Below are 18591 nucleotides of genomic sequence, written 5' to 3'. Positions count from 1 at the left end.
ATGATCTCCTCAGTCCGCGGCACGGCTGTGCACGTCGAAACGGATGCGATCGTCGTCGAGGTCGGGGGGGTCGGCCTCCACGTCGCCGTGACGCCGCAGGTCGCGCGCACCACTCAGCTGGGCGACACCGTGACCCTCCACACGTCGCTCATCGTCCGCGAGGACGCGTTCTCGCTGTTCGGCTTCGAGTCGCGCGAGGAGCTCGCCGTCTTCGGCCAGCTGCTCGGCGTCACCGGCGTCGGACCCAAGTCCGCACTCGGCGTGCTCGCGACTCTCACCGTCCCGCAGATCGCCGATGCCGTGTCCGGCGACGACGACGCCCCCTTCCGCCGAGTATCCGGCATCGGCCCCAAGACGGCGAAGCTCATCGTGGTGCAGCTCGCGGGCAAGATCGCGATGACGCGTCCGACCGGTCCGGCGGGAACGGATGCCGCCACCTCCGCAGCGATCCCGGCACAGGTCGTGCAGGCCCTCGTCGGCCTCGGCTGGTCCGAGCGCGTGGCGGTCGAAGCCGTCGAGAACGTCGCCGCCGACGCGCCCGACTCCGACCGATCGTCGGTGTCGGCGCTCCTGCGCCTCACGCTCGCCACCCTCGGCCCCGCCCGGAAGGAGACCGTGAGTGGGTGACGTGCGCGAAGCGGAAGAACCCGTCGACGAGACCGAGCTTGCGATCGAGGGCGCGTTGCGCCCCACGTCGCTCGCCGAATTCGTCGGGCAGCAGAAGGTGCGCGGTCAGATGCAGCTGCTTCTCGATGCGGCGCGCATCCAGCAGCGCCCCGCCGACCACATCCTTCTCTCGGGGCCCCCGGGCCTCGGCAAGACCACGCTCGCGATGATCGTCGCCTACGAGAGCGGACGCCCGCTTCGGCTGTCCAGCGGCCCTGCGATCCAGCACGCGGGCGATCTCGCCGCGCTGCTGTCGAGCCTCACGCCTGGCGAAGTGCTCTTCATCGACGAGGTGCACCGCATGGCGCGCTCCGCGGAGGAGATGCTCTATCTCGCGATGGAGGACTTCCGCATCGACATCATGGTCGGCAAGGGCGCCGGCGCGACGAGCATCCCGCTCGACCTGTCGCCGTTCACCCTCGTCGGCGCGACGACGCGGTCGGGCCTTCTGCCCAACCCGCTGCGCGACCGCTTCGGCTTCACCGCCCACCTCGAGTATTACGAGCCCGAAGAGCTCGAGCGGGTCATCGAGCGGTCCGCCGTGATGCTCGGCGTCTCGCTGCCCCCCGCGGCACGCGCCGAGATCGCGCGCCGCTCACGAGGCACGCCCCGCATCGCGAACCGCCTGCTGCGGCGCGTGCGGGACTACCTCGTCGTCCACGGCCGCACCGGCGCGGACATCGCGGCGGTCGACGCAGCCCTCGACCTCTACGACGTCGACCGGATCGGGCTCGACCGGCTCGACCGGGCCGTGCTCGACATGCTGGTGAGGCGGTTCCGCGGAGGACCGGTGGGTCTCAGCACGCTCGCCGTGGCGGTCGGCGAGGAGCCCGACACGATCGAGTCGGTGGTCGAGCCATACCTCGTCCGCATCGGCTTCATGGGGCGTACGCCGCGCGGGCGCATCGCGATGCCCGAGGCCTACGCCCACTTGGGGGTGCCCGTGGCCGACTCGGTGCTGGGATTCGATGTCCTATAATCGCTGGAGGTTTACACCCACCCCCTCCTGCAAGGCAGCGCCGCCCTTCGGCGCGTGCCTCACCCGAAAGGCACCTCCCGCTCCATGGACTTCGCTACCTTCCTGAGCAATTACGGCCTCATCATCCTGCTGGTCGTCCTCCTCGTCTTCATGTTCTGGAGCTCCCGCCGCCGTATGCAGAAGCAGAAGGCGGAGCAGGAGCAGAAGGCGCGTCAGACGGTGCCTGGCTCGGAGGTTCTCCTTCAGGGTGGTCTCTACGGCACGATCGTCTCCTACGACGCCGACAACCTCGACCAGCCCGCCATCGTCGAGCTGGCGCCTGGCGTCGAGATCAAAGTCCACAGCCAGGCCATCCTGCGTGTCGTCAACCCGGGAGAGCACTCGGTCACCGAAGACGAGTACCTCGCGGCCGAAGAGAGCCATGCCGAGTACGCCGAGGGCGTCGCGAACGGCGACATCACCTCGATCAGCGACGACCAGGGCACCGCTGCGGGCAAGGACAAGACCGACCCTGACACCGAGGCCGGCACCAAGTCGCAGGGCTGACGCCCTCCGTTCGCCCGTTCGGGCTCTCAAGAAAGCAAAGACGTGGCGACATCCACTCCCGTCCGGCATGCATGGCGCGCGCTGACCGGACTCCTCGCGATCACGGCGCTCCTGTTCGGCATCAACGCGCTCGGCGTGTACGTGTTCGGCCAGAGCTCGTGGACCCCCGCGCTCGCGCTGGACCTCCAGGGCGGCACGCAGATCGTCCTGGAGGCGCAGACCGAGGACGGCGCAGACCCGTCGCCCGAGCAGATGCAGCAGGCCGTGACGATCATCCGCCAGCGTGTGGACGCCTCGGGCGTCGGCGAGGCCGACGTCACCACGCAGGGCGGCAACCAGATCGTCGTGCAGATCCCCGGCCAGGCGGACGAAGAGACCCGCAACCGCATCGAGGCCTCGGCGCAGCTGCAGCTGCGCGCAGTGCTGAGCGCCGGAGCGCCCGCCAACACCTTCGTCGGGGACGACGGCAACGAGACGCCGTACCCGACGCCGGACCCGACGCTCCAGGCGACCCCGAGCACCTCGCCGACGAACGGCAGCGACCCCGCGTGGATCACACCGGCGCTCCAGGCCGAGTTCCAGGCATACGACTGCGCCGACCCGGCGAACGATCCCGCGAACGCGCCGGCCGACCAGCCGCTCATCACGTGTGACGCGGAGGGCACGGTCAAGTACATCCTCGGCCCGGTCGAGCTCGACGGCTCGTCGATCGACGACGCGACCTTCGGCCTGCAGCAGAACAACGGGCTGTGGGCGGTCAACCTGGCGTTCGACGCCGACGGAACGACGACCTTCGGTGAGATCAGCCAGCGTCTCTACGGCGCCGAGCCACCGCTCAACCAGTTCGCGTTCGTCCTGGACGGCTACGTCCTGTCGGCCCCGTCGATGAACGGCGTGATCCTCGACGGCAAGCCGAGCATCACGGGCAGCTTCACCCAGGAGACCGCGAAGGTGCTCGCCGACCAGCTCAAGTACGGCGCGCTCCCGCTGAGCTTCACGGTCGAGAGCTCCAACTCCATCTCCGCCACCCTCGGTTCGCAGCAGCTGCAGATCGGCCTCATCGCGGGCCTCATCGGCCTCATCCTGGTCGCGATCTACTCCCTGATCGTGTATCGCGCGCTCGGCTTCATCATCATCGCGTCGCTCGCGGTGATGGCGGTGCTGACCTACCTCACACTGTGCATCCTCGCCTGGCGCATGGGCTTCCGCCTGTCGCTCGCGGGTGTCGCCGGCCTGATCGTGACGATCGGCTTCACCGCCGACTCGTTCATCGTCTACTTCGAGCGCATCCGAGACGAACTGCGCGACGGCAAGTCGATCACCGCCGCCGTCGAAGACGGCTGGGGACGCGCGAAGCGGACGATCTACATCTCGAAGTCGATCAACATCCTCGCCGCCGTGGTGCTGTACATCCTCGCGGACTCGACGGTGAAGGGCTTCGCGTTCACGCTCGGTCTCACGACCGCGATCGACGTCCTGATCTTCATCCTGTTCACGCACCCGGTGCTGCAGCTCCTGGCACGCACGCGGTTCTTCGGGTCGGGGCATCCCCTTTCCGGGCTCGACCCCACCGCGCTCGGCGCCGTCTACCGCGGCCGCGCGCAGTTCCGCGAGCCGGTGCTCGCCACGGGCGCGGCGGGCCGCCGCAACGTCAAGTCCCGCGGGGAAGCCGCGCGTCGCCAGACCATCGCCGAGCGGAAGCAGGCCGAACTGGCCGCCGCCGAGAGCGCGAAACCCGGCACGACCGTCAAGGAGGGAGACGACTGATGCGCTCCATGAGCCAGTTCGGCAACGACCTCTACACGGGCAAGACGTCGTTCCCCTTCGTCGGCCGGCGCCGCCTGTGGTTCCTCATCGCCGCGATCCTCGTCGTGGGCTCGGCCCTGGTGCCGCTGCTGCGCCCCATCCAGTTCTCGATCGAGTTCACGGGCGGCTCCCAGTTCACCGTGAGCGGCGTGGCGTCGCCCATCGACCAGTCGCTCGCCACCGACGCCGTCCACGCGGTCGTCCCGGATGCCACGACGAAGGTCGTCACCATCGGCGACGATGCGGTGCGCGTTCAGACCGACCAGGTGACGGACGCCGAGAGCCGGGAGATCTCGGCCGCCCTCGCCGAGGCGTACAACGTGCCCGAGAGCGAAGTCAGCTATGCGTTCATCGGCCCCAGCTGGGGAGCGGACGTCACACGCCAGTCGCTGTGGGGTCTCGCGATCTTCCTCGCGCTGACCGCGATCATCCTCGCCCTGTACTTCCGCACCTGGAAGATGTCGCTCTCGGCGATCATCGGCCTCGTGGATGTGCTCATCATCACGATCGGCGTCTACGCGCTGTTCGGATTCGAGATCTCGCCCGCCGCCGTCATCGGCTTCCTGACGATCCTCTCGTACGCCCTGTACGACACCACGGTCGTCTTCGACAAGATCAGGGAGAACACCAGCGAGGACGGCGAGGTGTCCGGGCGCACGTTCGGCGAATCGGTGAACCTCGCGGTGAACCAGACTCTCGTGCGCTCGATCAACACGACCGTCGTCGCGATCCTGCCCACCGGCGCGATCCTGTTCATCGGCATCATCTGGGCCGGTGCGCAGACGCTCACCGACCTGTCGCTGTCGATCTTCGTGGGAACGATCGTCGCCGCGTACTCGACGATCTTCGTCGCGGCGCCGCTGTACTCGCTCCTGCGCGAGAACGAGCCGGCCATCAAGACGCGCGATGCGCGCGTCGTGGCGGCACGCGAGTTGGCGGGCACCCCGGCCTGAGGGTCCGGCGCGCGGGCGTAGGATTGTGAGGTCCAGCGGAGGGGAGGGTATCGAGTGACCGAGACCGTCCCCCCCGCCCAATCCTCCTCGCTGCGGCGTCTGGTCCCTCGGATCTTCTCGAGATCGGCCCGCCGCGACGACGTCGAGCAGCTCCTGCGAACGGTGCGTACGCACCACCCCAAGGGCGATCTGTCGATCGTGGAGCGCGCCTATTCGGTCGCCGAGACCGCGCACACCGGGCAGCTCCGTCAGAGCGGCGAGCCGTACATCACGCACCCGCTCGCGGTGGCCCAGATCCTCGCGGACCTCGGTCTCGGACCGCGAGCGATCGCGGCGGCGCTGCTTCACGACACCGTCGAGGACACCGAGTACTCGCTCGAGATGCTCACCAGCGAGTTCGGCGACGAGGTCGCCATGCTCGTGGACGGCGTGACCAAGCTCGACAAGGTCAAGTACGGCGAGAGCGCGCAGGCCGAGACGGTCCGCAAGATGATCGTCGCGATGTCGCGTGACATCCGCGTGCTTCTCATAAAGCTCGCCGACCGTCTGCACAACGCCCGCACGTGGGGGTTCGTGCCCCCCGAGAAGTCGCGCAAGAAGGCGACCGAGACGCTCGAGATCTATGCGCCGCTCGCACATCGTCTCGGCATTCAGGCGATCAAGTCCGAACTGGAGGACCTGTCGTTCGCCGTGCTGCACCCGAAGCTGTACGCGGAGATCGACAGCCTCGTGAAGCAGCGCACGCCACAGCGCGAGCAGTACGTCCAGAACGTCATCGACGCGGTCGACAGCGACCTCCGGGAGCTCCGCATCCGCGGCCGGGTGATGGGGCGTCCCAAGCAGCTGTACTCCGTTTACCAGAAGATGGTGGTCCGCGGCCGCGAGTTCGACGACATCTACGACCTGATCGGCATCCGCGTGCTCGTCGGCAGCGTGCGCGACTGCTACGCCGTCCTCGGCGCGATCCACGCACGGTGGACGCCGCTGCCCGGACGCTTCAAGGACTACATCGCGACCCCGAAGTTCAACCTCTACCAGTCGCTGCACACGACCGTGATCGGCCCGGGCGGCCGCACCGTCGAGATCCAGATCCGCACGCACGAGATGCATCAGCAGGCCGAGTACGGCGTTGCGGCCCACTGGAAGTACAAAGAGCAGATGAACGGCGGCAAGACGGACTCCAAGTCCGTCGACACCGACATGGCGTGGCTCGCCCACATCTCCGACTGGCAGGCCGAGACGGCCGATCCCGGCGAGTTCCTCGATTCGCTCCGCTTCGAGATCGGCGCCAAAGAGGTCTACGTTTTCACGCCGAAGGGCCGCGTCATCGGGCTGCCCGCGGGGGCGACCCCCGTCGACTTCGCATACGCGGTGCACACCGAGGTCGGCCACCGGACGATGGGCGCGAAGGTCAACGGGCGGCTCGTGCCGCTGGAGTCCGAGCTCAAGAGCGGCGATGTCGTCGAGGTGTTCACCTCGAAGAATCCCGACGCCGGCCCGAGCCAGGACTGGCTCGGCTTCGTGCGCAGCACCCGCGCCCGCAACAAGATCCGCGGCTGGTTCACCAAGGAGCGCCGCGAAGAGGCGATCGAGCAGGGCAAGGAGTCGATCGCCCGCGCGATGCGCCGGCAGAACCTGCCGCTGCAGCGCCTGATGAGCCAGGACTCCTTCACCGAGGTCGCCCACCAGCTCCGCTACGAGGATGTCTCCGCGCTGTACGCCGCGGTCGGCGAGGGGCATGTCTCGACCCAGTCGGTCATCGAGAAGGTCACCGCACTCGTCGCCGCAGGCGACACCACGACCGGTCCCATCGACCTGCCGGTCGTCGGCCGGGCCCGGGCCTCCCGCAACGGCGACTCCGGCATCCTCGTGCGCGGCGCTCCCGACATCCTCGTCAAGCTCGCGAAATGCTGCACCCCGGTGCCCGGCGACCAGATCGTCGGCTTCGTCACCCGCGGCAGCGGCGTCTCGGTGCACCGCGCCGACTGCACCAACGTCAAGTCGCTGATGGAGGATCCCGAGCGGCTCATCGAGGTCGAGTGGGCGCCCACGACGAAGAGCGTCTTCCTCGTGCAGATCCAGGTCGAGGCCCTCGACCGCTCAGGGTTGCTGAGCGACGTGACGCGTGTGCTCAGCGAGCACCACGTGAACATCCTCTCGGCGACGGTCTCGACGTCGAACGACCGCCTGGCGCTCAGCCGCTTCGTCTTCGAGATGGGCGACATCGTCCACCTCGACCGCGTCCTCAACGCCGTGCGGCGCATCGACGCCGTCTACGACGTCTACCGCGTCACGTCGTCCTGACGCCCGGCGACGATCGCCCGCAGGCACGCCAGCGCTGAGCGCTTATGGGGGAGCGCACCCGCCTCCAGCCGCGCGATCGCGCGGTCGGCAGCATCCACGTCGACGTCTGCGAGGAGGCGCGCCGCCGCCGTGTGCTCGTCGTCGCCTGCGCGTGCCAGGTCGGCGAGCGTGCGTTCGGGAGTGGTGACGAGCACACCGCCGACCAGCTGGAGGTCTTCACCCGGGACCTGCAGGTCGCGGTACACGATACGGCGGTCCGGCCGGACGTGAAGTCGTCGAGGCACCGCACGCTGCACGGTGTGGCGGGAGGGAGGCAGCGGCAGGCCGCCGTGCACCCACGCCGCGGACAGGTGGGTCGCCGCGAGCGTGTCGCCCAGCGTCTCGCTGAGCGAGCCCGCCCGGAGCGCCGCTGTCTCGATGGCGTCCGCGGGGATGTACGCGTCGCCGAGCGCGACCAGGTCGCCGTCGAGGCAGGCGGCGGTGAGTTCGGCGCGAGAGAGCCGCGCGTCGGCGAAGTACAGGAAGGGCGATCCCACGGAGGCAGTCTGCCGCACACCGGGCGATCCACGGATGCCGCATCCGCCGATTGTGGAGAAGCCGGCCGCCGCGAACGCGACGACCGGCCTCTGACCGTTCACGCGGGGCGGATCAGCCGCCGAGCGCCTTGAGCCACGTACGACGGGCCTCGAGTGCGTCGGTCGCGTTCGCGATCGCCTTCTTGTCACCCGACTTCTTCGCGGCCTCGAGCTCGTCCTCGAGCTTCTGGATCGCGTCGTTCAGCTGGCGCGTCATGTCGTTCGCGCGCGCCTTCTGCTCGGGATCGTTGCGCTTCCAGTCGGCGTCCTCGCGCGAGCGCAGCGCGTTCTCGACGCGACGGAGCTCGTCGTCGAGCGAACGCTCCGTGTCGCGCGGGAAGATGCGGCCGATCTCGTCCCAGCGGCGTTGGATGCCGGTGAGGATCGAGCGGGCCTTCGTGATGTCACGCTCGTCGCCGACGGCCTTGGCCTCCTCGATCAGCGCGCGCTTGAGGTCGATCTTCTCCCGCGAGGCTTCGGCGTCCGCCGCCTCGCGCTCGATCCGCGCACCGTAGAGGGCGTCGCCGGCGGCCTTGAAGCGTGCCCAGAGAGCGTCGTCGACCTTTTTGCCGGCGCGTCCCGCGGTCTTCCACTGGTCGAGCAGCTCGCGGTACGCGGGGATGCCGTCCTCGCCCTTGGATGCGAGGGCCTCGGCCTTCTCGACAAGGCGGGTCTTGCGGTCGCGGACGCCCTTGTGAGCTTCGTCGAGCTCGGCGTAGAACGCGCGGCGGTGCTTGTCGACGGTGGCGCGTGCGTCGCGGAATCGCTTCCAAAGCTGCTGAGCCGTCGACTTCGGCAGGCGCGGACCGTTCTGCTGCTGCGACTGCCACTGGTCGAACAGCGCGTTGAGCTCGGCCGTGGCCTGCTTCCACTGCACGGTGCGCGGGTCGCGGGCTGCGAGCGCCTCGGCCTTCTCGACCAGCTCGGTGCGGGACTTGACCGCGTCGTCGACCGCTTCGCGCGCCGCGACGGCCTCGGTCGCAGACTCGGCGGCGAGCGTCTCGGTGAGGGCGGCGACACGCGCCACGAGGCTCGCGAGATCGCCGACGGCGGCAGCCCCGTCGAGCTTGCCGTTGATGGTGCGCGCGGTCGAGCGCAGGTCGGAGGCGGATGCACCGCCCCGACGGTGACGCACCTCGAGGAGCGTCACCTCGCTCGCGAGGTCGTTGTACTTGCGCTCGAAGTAGGCGAGCGCCTCTTCAGCAGAGCCGTCGGGGTACTGACCCACGACGCGCCAGCCATCGGCCTCGCGGACAGAGACGGTGCCGTCCTCGTCGACACGACCCCACGGCTCGTCGTCCGACGGCGCGGTCTCGACGACCACGTCCACGACCTCCACCGCGACGACATCGCCGTCTTCGACGACGTCGGCGACGCCGATCACCTCGACGGCGACGACTTCGGAGTCCTCGACGACCTCCACCACGTCGATCTCGACGACCTCGACCTCGACGCCCGCGGCTTCGGACCCTGCAGATCCGGCGTCATCCGGCGTCTGCTCTGATTCGCCGGTCTCGGCCGCGAGGCCGTCCTCCGCGGGCCGGTCTGCCTCTGCGGTGTCTTCGGCGGCGGCGACGACATCCGCGTCCGCCGCGGCTCCGGTCGTGGTGGCGGCGTCTTCAGCGACGGTCGGGGTCTCGTTGTCGTCGGCCCCTCTGGTGTCGGGGGCGTCGGTCTCGGGCGGGAAGTCTGCTGCGGCAGTCACGGGTTGCACCTCATCGCGGCTCACGCCGTCTGTAGGGAGTAGGACGGCTCACAGCCTAGTACGGCGGATGCCTCGCCCGAGGTGCCGTCATGGCCCAAGACGCCGGATGTCAGGGGGTCGGCGTGGGTGTCGCGCTCGGATCCGGCGTGGTCGTCGCCGACGGCGTCGGTCCCGGCGTCGTCGCCGCCGGAGTCGGAGTCGACGACGGCGAAGGCTCGGGGGCCCCGGGCCCGGCGACGAAGTACAGCGTCTGCGCCGCGATCAGACCGAGCACGAGCACACCGCCGACGACGCCGGCGATCAGGTTGTCGCGCGTGCGACGGCGCGCCTGGCCGTCATGGAACTGCCGTCGCGCCTCGTACAGCCGCGTGCGCTCCCGCGCAGCCCGCGCGTCGCGGTCCTTGCCACCGGTCGCCACGTGACCTCCTCGTTCCGTTCGTGCCGGGCGCGTGCGCCTCGTGCCAGGCGGCGCCCGGGCGGGTTGATCCTACGGGGCCGAACCGCGGCGGCAAAACCGCAGCGGATCCGGTGTCGTGGGCGCGGGATAGCCTGGTGGAGTGACCGGTCCTTCCGCGCTCTTCCAGGGCCTGACGCCTCTTGCCGTGCGCATGCGTCCGACGTCGCTGGACGAGGTCGCCGGTCAGTCGCACCTGCTGCGTGCGGGATCGCCGTTGGTGACACTCGCGAATCCGGAGGCCGCGGCCCGCGCTGCGACATCGGTCATCCTGTGGGGCCCGCCCGGCACCGGCAAGACGACGCTCGCGCAGGCGATCGCCCGGTCCTCCGGGCGGCGGTTCGTCGAACTCTCGGCAGTGACCGCCGGTGTGCGCGACGTGCGCGAGGTGATGCAGGAGGCGCTGACCCAGCGCGATCTCTACGGCCAGTCGACCATCCTGTTCCTCGACGAGATCCACCGGTTCACGAAGGCCCAGCAGGACGCTCTGCTGCCGGGCGTCGAGAACGGCTGGGTCGTGCTCATCGCGGCGACGACCGAGAATCCGTCGTTCTCGGTGATCTCACCCCTCCTGTCGCGGTCGCTGCTGCTCACACTCAAGCCCCTCACCGACGAAGACCTCGGCATGCTCCTCGACCGCGCGGTGACCGATGCCCGGGGCCTCTCGGGCGCCGTCGCGCTCGGCGACGAGGCGCGGGCCGCTCTCGTGCGGCTCGCCTCAGGCGACGCCCGGCGGGCGCTCACGGCACTCGAGGCGGCCGCGTCCCTCGCGACTCCCGACGAAGACGACGCGGGGAGGATCCCCGAGATCTCAGCCGACAATGTCGCGCAGGCGGTCGATCGCGCACTGCTGCGCTACGACCGCCAGGGCGACGAGCACTACGACGTCATCAGCGCCTTCATCAAGTCGATCCGCGGCTCGGATGTCGACGCCGCGATGCACTACCTCGCCCGCATGATCGAGGCAGGGGAGGACCCGAGGTTCATCGCCCGCCGCCTCATCATCTCGGCCGCGGAGGACATCGGCCTCGCCGACCCGCAGGCGCTGCCGATCGCCGTCGCCGCCGCCGACGCGGTGCAGTTCATCGGCATGCCCGAAGGTCGCATCCCGCTCGCGGAGGCCACCGCGTATCTCGCGACGACCGCGAAGTCGAACGCGGCCTACCTCGCGATCGACGCGGCGATCTCCGACGTGCGGTCGGGCGGCTTCGGCCGCGTGCCGATCCACTTGCGCGACGCGCACTACCCGGGGGCGAAACGCCTGGGACACGGCAAGGGGTACGTGTACCCGCACGACGCCGAGATCGGCATCGCGCCGCAGCAGTACCTGCCAGACGAACTTCGGGGCCGTCGCTACTACGAGCCGAAGGCGCTGGGCGCCGAGCGCGATGTCCAGGCGCGGCTCGAGAAGATCCGTCGCATCCTCGACGGCGGGTGACAGCGTGCCTCGTGCTCGGCGCCCTCGCCGTTGTTCAGATCTGCGTGGCCGCCGGCGCGCCGTGGGCGCGCGTCGTCCGCGGCGGGGTGCCTCGCGTGCTGCCGCGACGGCTGAGCATCGCCGGTGCGACGCAGGTCATCGCCCTCTCATGAAGGCCCGGCGGCGCGTCTGCTAAGCTTGAACGGCTCGAAACGCAGTTTTCGGGCATCCCCTCTCTTCTCGACCTACCTTCCGGCATGCCCCGGCGTGCAGTCCGGACAGGGCGAAGACAGGGCGATACGCCCGCGGGCCGTGAAAGACACGGCCGCGTCATCGAAAGGAACACTTCGTGGCAACGAAGTCCCAGGACCGCCGCAAGGTCCGCCTCTCCCGCGCCCTCGGCGTCGCGCTGACCCCCAAGGCAGCCAAGTACCTCGAGAAGCGCCCCTACGCGCCCGGCGAGCACGGCCGCACCAAGCGCAAGCAGGACAGCGACTACGCTGTCCGCCTCCGCGAGAAGCAGCGTCTGCGCGAGCAGTACGGCATCCGCGAGAAGCAGCTGCGCATCCAGTTCAACGAGGCCCGCCGCACCCAGGGCCTGACGGGTGAGAACCTCGTCGAGCAGCTCGAGATGCGTCTGGACGCGCTCGTGCTGCGTGCCGGCTTCGCCCGCACCACCGCGCAGGCGCGCCAGCTCGTCGTGCACCGTCACATCCTCGTGGACGGCCAGCTCGTCGACCGCCCGTCCTTCCGCGTGAAGCCGGGTCAGCTCATCCACGTCAAGGCCAAGAGCGAGGGCATCGAGCCCTTCCAGGTCGCAGCTCTCGGCGGTCACGCCGAGGTCCTGCCGCCCGTCCCGGGCTACCTCGAGGTCGAGCTCGACAAGCTCCAGGCCCGTCTCGTGCGTCGCCCCAAGCGCGCCGAGGTCCCCGTGGTCTGCGACGTCCAGCTCGTCGTCGAGTACTACGCAGCTCGCTAAGGGTCGCGATCGAGCGAAGGGCGCCGGGTCATCCCGGCGCCCTTCGTCGTCTCCGGGGGGCGAGGTGCCCGGACCGGCATACGAGGCGGTGTTTCGGCATACGATGGGGGGATGCCGCGCCCCAGCGGCCCGCGAGGAAGTGGTGACATGAAGAACCTGGTGTGGTTCCTACTCGGCATCGCCGGAGGATTCGTCGCGGCGCACTTCATGAACAAAGACCCGCGCGGTCACGAGATCCTCGCCGATGTCGACGCGCGCATCACCGAGTTCACCGACCGCATCGGCGACGCCTACCGGGAGCAGGAGGCCCGTTTCGCCGGCATCGTCGACGACGTGCGGGATGCCGCTGCCGAAGCCGCCGGCACCGCCAAGGCCGCAGCATCCCACGCCGTCGACGCCGTCGCGGACGCCGCCAAGAGCGCGGCCGACACGCTCGGCGACTGACAGACGCATACCGCTCACCGGCAGCGCCGGGGAGTCGGCGTGCCCCGACACGCATTCGCACGCACACACAAGGACCCGCATGAAGACCGCCGAGATCGCACAGCGCTTCCTCGATTACTTCGAGAAGAACGGCCACACCATCATCCCTTCGGCATCGCTGGTGACCGACGACCCGGCGCTGCTGTTCACGGTGGCCGGCATGGTGCCCTTCATCCCGTATCTGTCGGGCGACGTTCCCGCGCCTTACCCGCGCGCCGCCGACAACCAGAAGTGCATCCGCACCAACGACATCGAAGAAGTCGGCAAGACGCCGCGACACGGCACGTTCTTCCAGATGCTCGGCAACTGGTCGTTCGGCGACTACTTCAAGGAAGGCGCGATCCGCTACGCGTGGGACCTGCTGACCTCCCCTGAGACCGAGGGCGGCCTCGGCTTCGATCAGAAGGACCTGTGGGTCACCGTCTACGAGGAGGACGACGAGGCGCACGACCTCTGGCTGAAGCTCACCGACCTGCCCGAGGAGCGTATCCAGCGCCTCGGCAAGGACACGAACTACTGGAGCACCGGTCTTCCCGGCCCCGCCGGTCCCTGCTCGGAGATCTTCTTCGACCGCGGTCCCGCATACGGCATCGACGGCGGTCCCGCGACCGACGACGACCGCTACGTCGAGATCTGGAACCTCGTGTTCATGCAGTACGAGATCACCGACGTGCGGTCGAAGTACGACTTCGACATCGTCGGCGAGCTGCCGAACAAGAACATCGACACCGGCATGGGCCTGGAGCGCATCGCGTTCATCAAGCAGGGCGTCGACAACATGTACGAGACCGACCAGGTGCGTCCGGTGCTCGACAAGGCGGTCGAGCTGTCGGGCCGCACGTACGGCGCGAACCACGACGACGACGTGCGCTTCCGTGTCGTCGCGGACCACGTCCGTTCGTCGCTCATGCTGATGTCGGACGGCGTCACGCCCTCCAACGACGGCCGCGGCTACATCCTGCGCCGCCTCATGCGCCGCGTGATCCGCTCGATGCGCCTGCTCGGCGTCGACCGGCCGACGTTCGAGGTGCTGTTCACGGCGTCGCGCGACGCCATGAAGGACGCCTACCCTGTCGTCGAGACCGACTGGGCCCGCATCTCGCAGTACGCCCTCGCCGAGGAGGCGACGTTCCTGCGCACGCTCGCGGCGGGGGAGTCGATCCTCGACGAGTCGCTCACCGCGACGAAGGCGGCGGGCGGCACGACACTGACCGGCACCGAGGCGTTCCTGCTGCACGACACGTACGGCTTCCCGATCGATCTGACGCTCGAGATCGCCGAGGAGGCGGGGCTGAGCGTCGACCGCGGCGCGTTCGACGGCCTCATGCAGGAGCAGCGCGCACGGGCGAAGGCCGACGCGCGGGCGCGCAAGCGCCAGCTCGCAGACACGAGCGTGTACCGCGACCTGCGCGCGCAGGGTGAGACCGTCTTCACCGGCTACACCGACCTCGAGGCGGAGTCGCAGGTGCTCGGCATTCTCGTGGACGGCGTGTCGGTCGACCGCGCGAGCGTCGGCCAGATCGCCGAGGTGATCCTCGCCGAGACCGCGCTGTATGCCGAGTCGGGCGGCCAGGTCGCCGACAAGGGCGTCATCGTCGGCCCGGGCTACGAGCTCGAGGTGCTCGACGTGCAGAAGCCGGTGCCGGGGCTCATCAGCCATACCGTGGAGGTGTCGACGGGAGAGGTGGGTGTCGGTCAGGCGGCGACGACCGTGGTGGATGCTGCGAACCGCCGCGCCGCCCGTCAGGCGCACTCCGCGACCCACCTGGTGCACGCCGCGCTCCGCGACACGCTCGGCAAGACGGCGACGCAGGCAGGTTCGCTCAACCGCGCCGGCTACATGCGCTTCGACTTCTCGTGGGGCCAGTCGCTGTCGGACGCCACCAAGACCGAGATCGAGGAGATCGCCAACAACGCGGTGCGCGACAACCTCGAGGTGACCACGCGCGTGCTGCCGCTCGACGAAGCCCGCTCGCTCGGAGCGATGGCGCTGTTCGGCGAGAAGTACGGCGACACCGTGCGCATGGTCGACATCGGCGGCCCCTGGTCGCGCGAGCTCTGCGCGGGCACGCACGTCTCCACGAGCGCCGAGATCGGACTCATCAACCTCGTCGGGGAGTCGTCGGTCGGCGCGTCCAACCGGCGCGTCGAGGCGCTCGTCGGTCTCGACGCCTTCCGCTCGCTCGCGGCCGAGCGCGCGCTCGTTTCGCAGCTCACGACGTCGCTCAAGGCGCCGCGTGAGCAGCTGCCGGCGCGCATCGCGGAGCTGCAGGCGAGCCTCAAGGCCGCCGAGAAGAAGATCGCCGCGTTCGAGGCCAAGGCCCTCGGAGACCGGCTCCCGGCCCTCGCGGCGGGCGCCACGCGGATCGGAGACACGGTCGTGGTGGCCGAGTCGCTCGGGAACGCAGCATCCGCCGACGACGTCCGCTCGCTGGCTCTGCAGGTGCGTGAGCGACTCGGGTCGGAGGCGGCCGTGGTCGCGCTGGGCGCGGTCGTGAACGAACGGCCGGTGGTGATCGTCGCGACCAACGACGCGGCCCGCGCCGCCGGCGCGAAGGCGGGCGTGCTCGCGAAGGGCGCCGCCGGCGTGCTGGGCGGCGGCGGCGGCGGTCGCGACGACGTCGCGCAGGGCGGCGGAACCGATGCTGCGGCCCTGCCTGCGGCGCTGACCTCGGTGAAGGACGCGCTCGGCGCGTGAGCGGCTTCCGGCGCGGCACGCGGCTCGGCATCGACGTGGGCAGAGCCCGGGTCGGGGTCGCGAAGTGCGACCCCGACGGTCTGCTCGCCACACCGGTCGAGACGGTGCCGCGCGACGACGCCTCGGTGACCCGGATCGTTGCGCTCTCCGACGAGTATTCGGCGATCGAACTCTACGTGGGCCTGCCGCTGAACATGCGAGGAGAGGACACGGCGTCGACGCAGGACGCCCGGGACTTCGCCGGGGCGCTGGCCGCAGCGTCCGGGCTCCCCGTCCGCCTCGTGGACGAGCGTCTTTCCACCGTCTCCGCACACGCGGCGCTGCGCAGTTCGGGCAGAACCCAGCGTTCGTCGCGTAACATCGTGGACCAGGTCGCCGCGGTCGTCCTGCTCCAGCAAGCGCTCGACGTCGAGAAGAGCACCGGACGACCTCCCGGAACCCCCGTCCCCCAGGAGCCCGCCTGATGCCCGACTCATCGCCCGACGGCGAAGCCGTTCCCCGGTCGCGCCGCGCTGCCCGCGAGGCAGCCGCGCGACAGGCGGCGACGGGGGAGACGCCGACGACGCCGGCTGCTGCCGGGCCCTCAGAGCGTGCGGCTGCTCATGCCGCCCACGCGGCCACCTGGGAATCGCTCATCACCGGCTCAACGCCGGTCGTGGGGACCGCTCCCGGCACGCCCGCACCCACGCCCACGGCGCCGCCCGCATCGGCCGCCGCGGTGGACCAGCCCGCGCCGGGCAGCGGCTTCCAGCCGGTGCCGCTGCGCACGCCGCGTCCGAACACGCAGCCGATCGACGTCGAGCCGCCCGTCGACGACGACGCCTGGATCTTCGCCGCGGCCGGAGTCAGTCCCGCGATGCCGTACAGCCGTGGAGGCGCCGCGCCCGCGGCTGCTCCCGCGACGGCGGTGGCCCCCGCCGCGCCCGCAGCACGAGGGACCACGCCCGTCCGCGACGAGGACGACGGGTCGGCGCCTTCCGGATCGCTCGAAGACCTGTTCAGCGGCTCCGCCTCCACGAACGAGATCGGTCACGCAGCGCCGCCCCCGAACAAGAAGCGCCGGCGGATCGGGGGCTGGATCGCTCTCGGCGTCGTGCTGCTGATCCTCGGCGGGATCGCCGCCGGCGGCCTGTACGTGTGGAACACGTATGAAGACAAGATCCGCGAGGTCATGGGCTGGGAGGAGCCCAAGGACTACGAGGCCGGACTCGCCAACGGCGAGACGTTGGTCACGATCGTCCCGGGCGACACCGGGTTGCCGATCTCGCAGTCGCTGTACGACGCGGAGGTGACCAAGACGCCCGACGCCTTCTACGACTACCTCATCAAGAGCGACCAGAACCCGAACTTCCAGCCGGGCGTCTACAAGCTGCAGAAGAAGATGACCAGCGAGGCCGCCCTCAGTGCCCTCCTGGACCCTGAGAACAAGCAGGAGTTCACCGCCCAGATCCCCGAGGGCTACACGGTCGAGGGCACACTCGAGCGGATCTCGGAGGGCACCGGCATCCCCCTGGAACAGCTCACTGCTGCCGCAGCCGACCCGTCCGCGTACGGGGTTGCCGTCGATCCCGCCGTCGTCGCGGCGGGCGGGCAGCCGCTCGAAGGCTGGCTGTTCCCTGCGACCTACACCTTCGACCCGAGCGTCACCGCCCAGTCGGCCATCCAGACGCTCGTCGACCGCACGAAGCAGTCGCTCGACGCGGCCGGCGTGCCCGAGGAACGGCGCCAGGAGATCCTCACGACCGCCTCGATCATCCAGCGCGAGGCGCGGGCCGGGACCGACATGCAGAAGGTCGCGCGCGTCATCCTCAACCGGCTCGATCCGTCCAATCAGGAGACGTTCGGCAAGCTCCAGATGGACTCCACGGCGCAGTACGGCTACGGCGAGATGCACGACGGCACGGTGAGCTCGTCGGAGGCGGCGCTCAACGACCCCAATCCGTGGAACACCTACGTCCACACGGGACTGCCCGTCGGCCCGATCGCCAACCCGGGCGACGTGGCGATCGACGCGGCGATGCATCCGGCCGAGGGACCCTGGCTCTACTTCGTGACGGTGAACCTCAACACGGGCGAAACGCAGTTCAGCTCGACATACAGCGAGCACCTGAGATACGTCGAGCAGTGGCAGCAGTGGTGCCGCGACAACCCGGACCAGGGGTGCTGAGCCCGCACGCGTCGCGCCTGGAGGTCTGGGGCGACCCCATCGCGCACAGCCGCTCGCCCCAGCTGCACGCCGCGGCGTATGAGGTGCTCGGGCTCGACTGGGCCTACGGTCGCCGCCGGGTCGACGAGGCGTCCTTCGGCGACGAGCTCGCGGGACTGGACGACACCTGGCGCGGCCTCTCGCTCACCATGCCGCTCAAGGGCGTCGCCTTCGCCGCGGCCTCGGCGCACGACCGCCGGGCCGAGCTCACGGGGGCGGTCAACACGCTGCTGCTGGCTCCCGAGGGCGCGCGCGGCTTCAACACCGACGTGGGTGGCATCGTCCGCGCTCTCGCCGATGACGGCGTCACCGACGTCCCACGGGCGCGCATCGTCGGCGCGGGCGCCACCGCGACCTCGGCGCTGGTCGCGCTGTCCGAGCTCGGCGCGCGCGACGTCGACGTGGTCGCCCGCCGACCGGAAGCCGTGGAGTCGCTCGCGGCACTGGGCCGCGAACTCGGCATCTCCGTCGCAGCGACCTCGTTCGCCGCATCCGTCCACGTCGACGTGCCGCTCACGATCGCGACCCTTCCCGGCGACGCACCCGTCACGGACGCCGCCGCCGACGCTCTCGCCGGGGCCGGCGGCTTGCTCCTCGACGTCGTCTACGGGCACTGGCCGACCGCGCTTTCGGCCGCATGGGAACGTGCGGCCGGCACGGCGCGATCGGGACTCGGGATGCTGCTGCACCAGGCCCTGCTGCAGATCCGGATCTTCCGGCACGGCATGCCCGACACCCCGCTCGACCGCGAGGCGGAGGCGCTGGTGGCCATGCGCCGGGTGCTCGAGGAGCCGCCGGCGGCGTAACGGCCTCTCGGGGC

At 70.0% G+C, this 18591-nt stretch carries 17 protein-coding genes; 14 read left to right on the top strand and 3 right to left on the bottom strand.

Features of this window, described 5'->3' with window-relative positions; translation table 11 throughout:
• The 6 genes from ruvA to MRBLWH3_RS12255 all read left to right on the top strand — a co-directional run bounded on the left by ruvA (position 1) and on the right by MRBLWH3_RS12255 (position 7254).
• Complete coding sequence (ruvA, locus tag MRBLWH3_RS12280; protein WP_363432260.1) at positions 1-627, top strand: Holliday junction branch migration protein RuvA; 627 nt, start codon at positions 1-3, stop codon at positions 625-627.
• Positions 620-1645: a Holliday junction branch migration DNA helicase RuvB gene (gene ruvB, locus MRBLWH3_RS12275; RefSeq protein ID WP_341999512.1), complete on the top strand. Its 1026-nt coding sequence runs from the start codon at positions 620-622 to the stop codon at positions 1643-1645. The genes ruvA and ruvB overlap by 8 nt, the downstream gene beginning before the upstream one ends.
• Before the next feature lie 84 nt (positions 1646-1729).
• Positions 1730-2191: a preprotein translocase subunit YajC gene (locus tag MRBLWH3_RS12270; RefSeq protein WP_363432257.1), complete on the top strand. Its 462-nt coding sequence runs from the start codon at positions 1730-1732 to the stop codon at positions 2189-2191.
• Positions 2192-2233: 42 nt separating this feature from the next.
• A complete protein-coding gene (gene secD / locus MRBLWH3_RS12265) occupies positions 2234-3958 on the top strand; it encodes a protein translocase subunit SecD (protein WP_363432254.1) in 1725 nt (574 codons plus the stop codon).
• Positions 3958-4950 carry a protein translocase subunit SecF gene (secF, locus tag MRBLWH3_RS12260; protein WP_363432252.1) on the top strand — a complete coding sequence of 331 codons (993 nt, stop codon included), beginning with the start codon at positions 3958-3960 and terminating at the stop codon, positions 4948-4950. Before secD ends, secF begins: the two co-directional genes overlap by 1 nt.
• 54 nt (positions 4951-5004) lie before the next feature.
• Complete coding sequence (locus tag MRBLWH3_RS12255) at positions 5005-7254, top strand: RelA/SpoT family protein (RefSeq protein ID WP_363432250.1); 2250 nt, start codon at positions 5005-5007, stop codon at positions 7252-7254.
• Here MRBLWH3_RS12255 and MRBLWH3_RS12250 read toward each other — a convergent pair.
• The 3 genes from MRBLWH3_RS12250 to MRBLWH3_RS12240 all read right to left on the bottom strand — a co-directional run bounded on the left by MRBLWH3_RS12250 (position 7233) and on the right by MRBLWH3_RS12240 (position 9952).
• Positions 7233-7892 (bottom strand): hypothetical protein, encoded by a 660-nt coding sequence (locus MRBLWH3_RS12250; RefSeq protein WP_363432247.1) that lies wholly within the window; start codon positions 7890-7892, stop codon positions 7233-7235. The two genes, MRBLWH3_RS12255 and MRBLWH3_RS12250, sit on opposite strands and share 22 nt — an antisense overlap.
• Positions 7893-7902: 10 nt before the next feature.
• Positions 7903-9534, bottom strand: a complete 1632-nt coding sequence (locus MRBLWH3_RS12245) for a DUF349 domain-containing protein (protein ID WP_363432244.1) — start codon at positions 9532-9534, stop codon at positions 7903-7905.
• Positions 9535-9643: 109 nt separating this feature from the next.
• Entirely contained in the window at positions 9644-9952 is a 309-nt protein-coding gene (locus tag MRBLWH3_RS12240; protein WP_363432242.1) for a dioxygenase, read from the bottom strand.
• Positions 9953-10091: 139 nt separating this feature from the next.
• On the opposite strand from MRBLWH3_RS12240, the gene MRBLWH3_RS12235 reads away from it, so the two are divergent.
• From MRBLWH3_RS12235 to MRBLWH3_RS12200, 8 genes are all read left to right on the top strand, one after another.
• Positions 10092-11426: a replication-associated recombination protein A gene (locus tag MRBLWH3_RS12235; protein ID WP_363432239.1), complete on the top strand. Its 1335-nt coding sequence runs from the start codon at positions 10092-10094 to the stop codon at positions 11424-11426.
• Entirely contained in the window at positions 11423-11578 is a 156-nt protein-coding gene (locus tag MRBLWH3_RS12230; protein WP_363432236.1) for a hypothetical protein, read from the top strand. Before MRBLWH3_RS12235 ends, MRBLWH3_RS12230 begins: the two co-directional genes overlap by 4 nt.
• Before the next feature lie 176 nt (positions 11579-11754).
• A complete protein-coding gene (gene rpsD / locus MRBLWH3_RS12225) occupies positions 11755-12384 on the top strand; it encodes a 30S ribosomal protein S4 (protein ID WP_018170803.1) in 630 nt (209 codons plus the stop codon).
• A 147-nt stretch (positions 12385-12531) separates the two neighbouring features.
• Positions 12532-12828: an ATPase gene (locus MRBLWH3_RS12220; RefSeq protein WP_363432233.1), complete on the top strand. Its 297-nt coding sequence runs from the start codon at positions 12532-12534 to the stop codon at positions 12826-12828.
• A gap of 79 nt (positions 12829-12907) precedes the next feature.
• Positions 12908-15565, top strand: a complete 2658-nt coding sequence (gene alaS / locus MRBLWH3_RS12215; RefSeq protein WP_363432230.1) for an alanine--tRNA ligase — start codon at positions 12908-12910, stop codon at positions 15563-15565.
• Positions 15562-16029, top strand: coding sequence for a Holliday junction resolvase RuvX (gene ruvX, locus MRBLWH3_RS12210; RefSeq protein ID WP_363432227.1), 468 nt, complete (start codon positions 15562-15564; stop codon positions 16027-16029). Before alaS ends, ruvX begins: the two co-directional genes overlap by 4 nt.
• Positions 16029-17732 carry an endolytic transglycosylase MltG gene (gene mltG, locus MRBLWH3_RS12205; RefSeq protein ID WP_363432225.1) on the top strand — a complete coding sequence of 568 codons (1704 nt, stop codon included), beginning with the start codon at positions 16029-16031 and terminating at the stop codon, positions 17730-17732. The genes ruvX and mltG overlap by 1 nt, the downstream gene beginning before the upstream one ends.
• Positions 17726-18577, top strand: a complete 852-nt coding sequence (locus MRBLWH3_RS12200) for a shikimate dehydrogenase (protein WP_363432222.1) — start codon at positions 17726-17728, stop codon at positions 18575-18577. The genes mltG and MRBLWH3_RS12200 overlap by 7 nt, the downstream gene beginning before the upstream one ends.
• Positions 18578-18591: the final 14 nt, after the last annotated feature.

Source organism: Microbacterium sp. LWH3-1.2, assembly GCF_040675855.1.
GTDB lineage: Bacteria > Actinomycetota > Actinomycetes > Actinomycetales > Microbacteriaceae > Microbacterium.
Note: the sequence above shows the minus strand (reverse complement) of the source record. Positions and strands in the feature narration are given on the sequence as shown.

Coding starts and splice junctions, on each gene's coding strand:
- MRBLWH3_RS12220 (WP_363432233.1), top strand. CDS start 12,532: ATGAAGAACCTGGTGTGGTTCCTACTCGGCATCGCCGGAGGATTCGTC.
- alaS (WP_363432230.1), top strand. CDS start 12,908: ATGAAGACCGCCGAGATCGCACAGCGCTTCCTCGATTACTTCGAGAAG.
- secF (WP_363432252.1), top strand. CDS start 3,958: ATGCGCTCCATGAGCCAGTTCGGCAACGACCTCTACACGGGCAAGACG.
- mltG (WP_363432225.1), top strand. CDS start 16,029: ATGCCCGACTCATCGCCCGACGGCGAAGCCGTTCCCCGGTCGCGCCGC.
- ruvA (WP_363432260.1), top strand. CDS start 1: ATGATCTCCTCAGTCCGCGGCACGGCTGTGCACGTCGAAACGGATGCG.
- MRBLWH3_RS12270 (WP_363432257.1), top strand. CDS start 1,730: ATGGACTTCGCTACCTTCCTGAGCAATTACGGCCTCATCATCCTGCTG.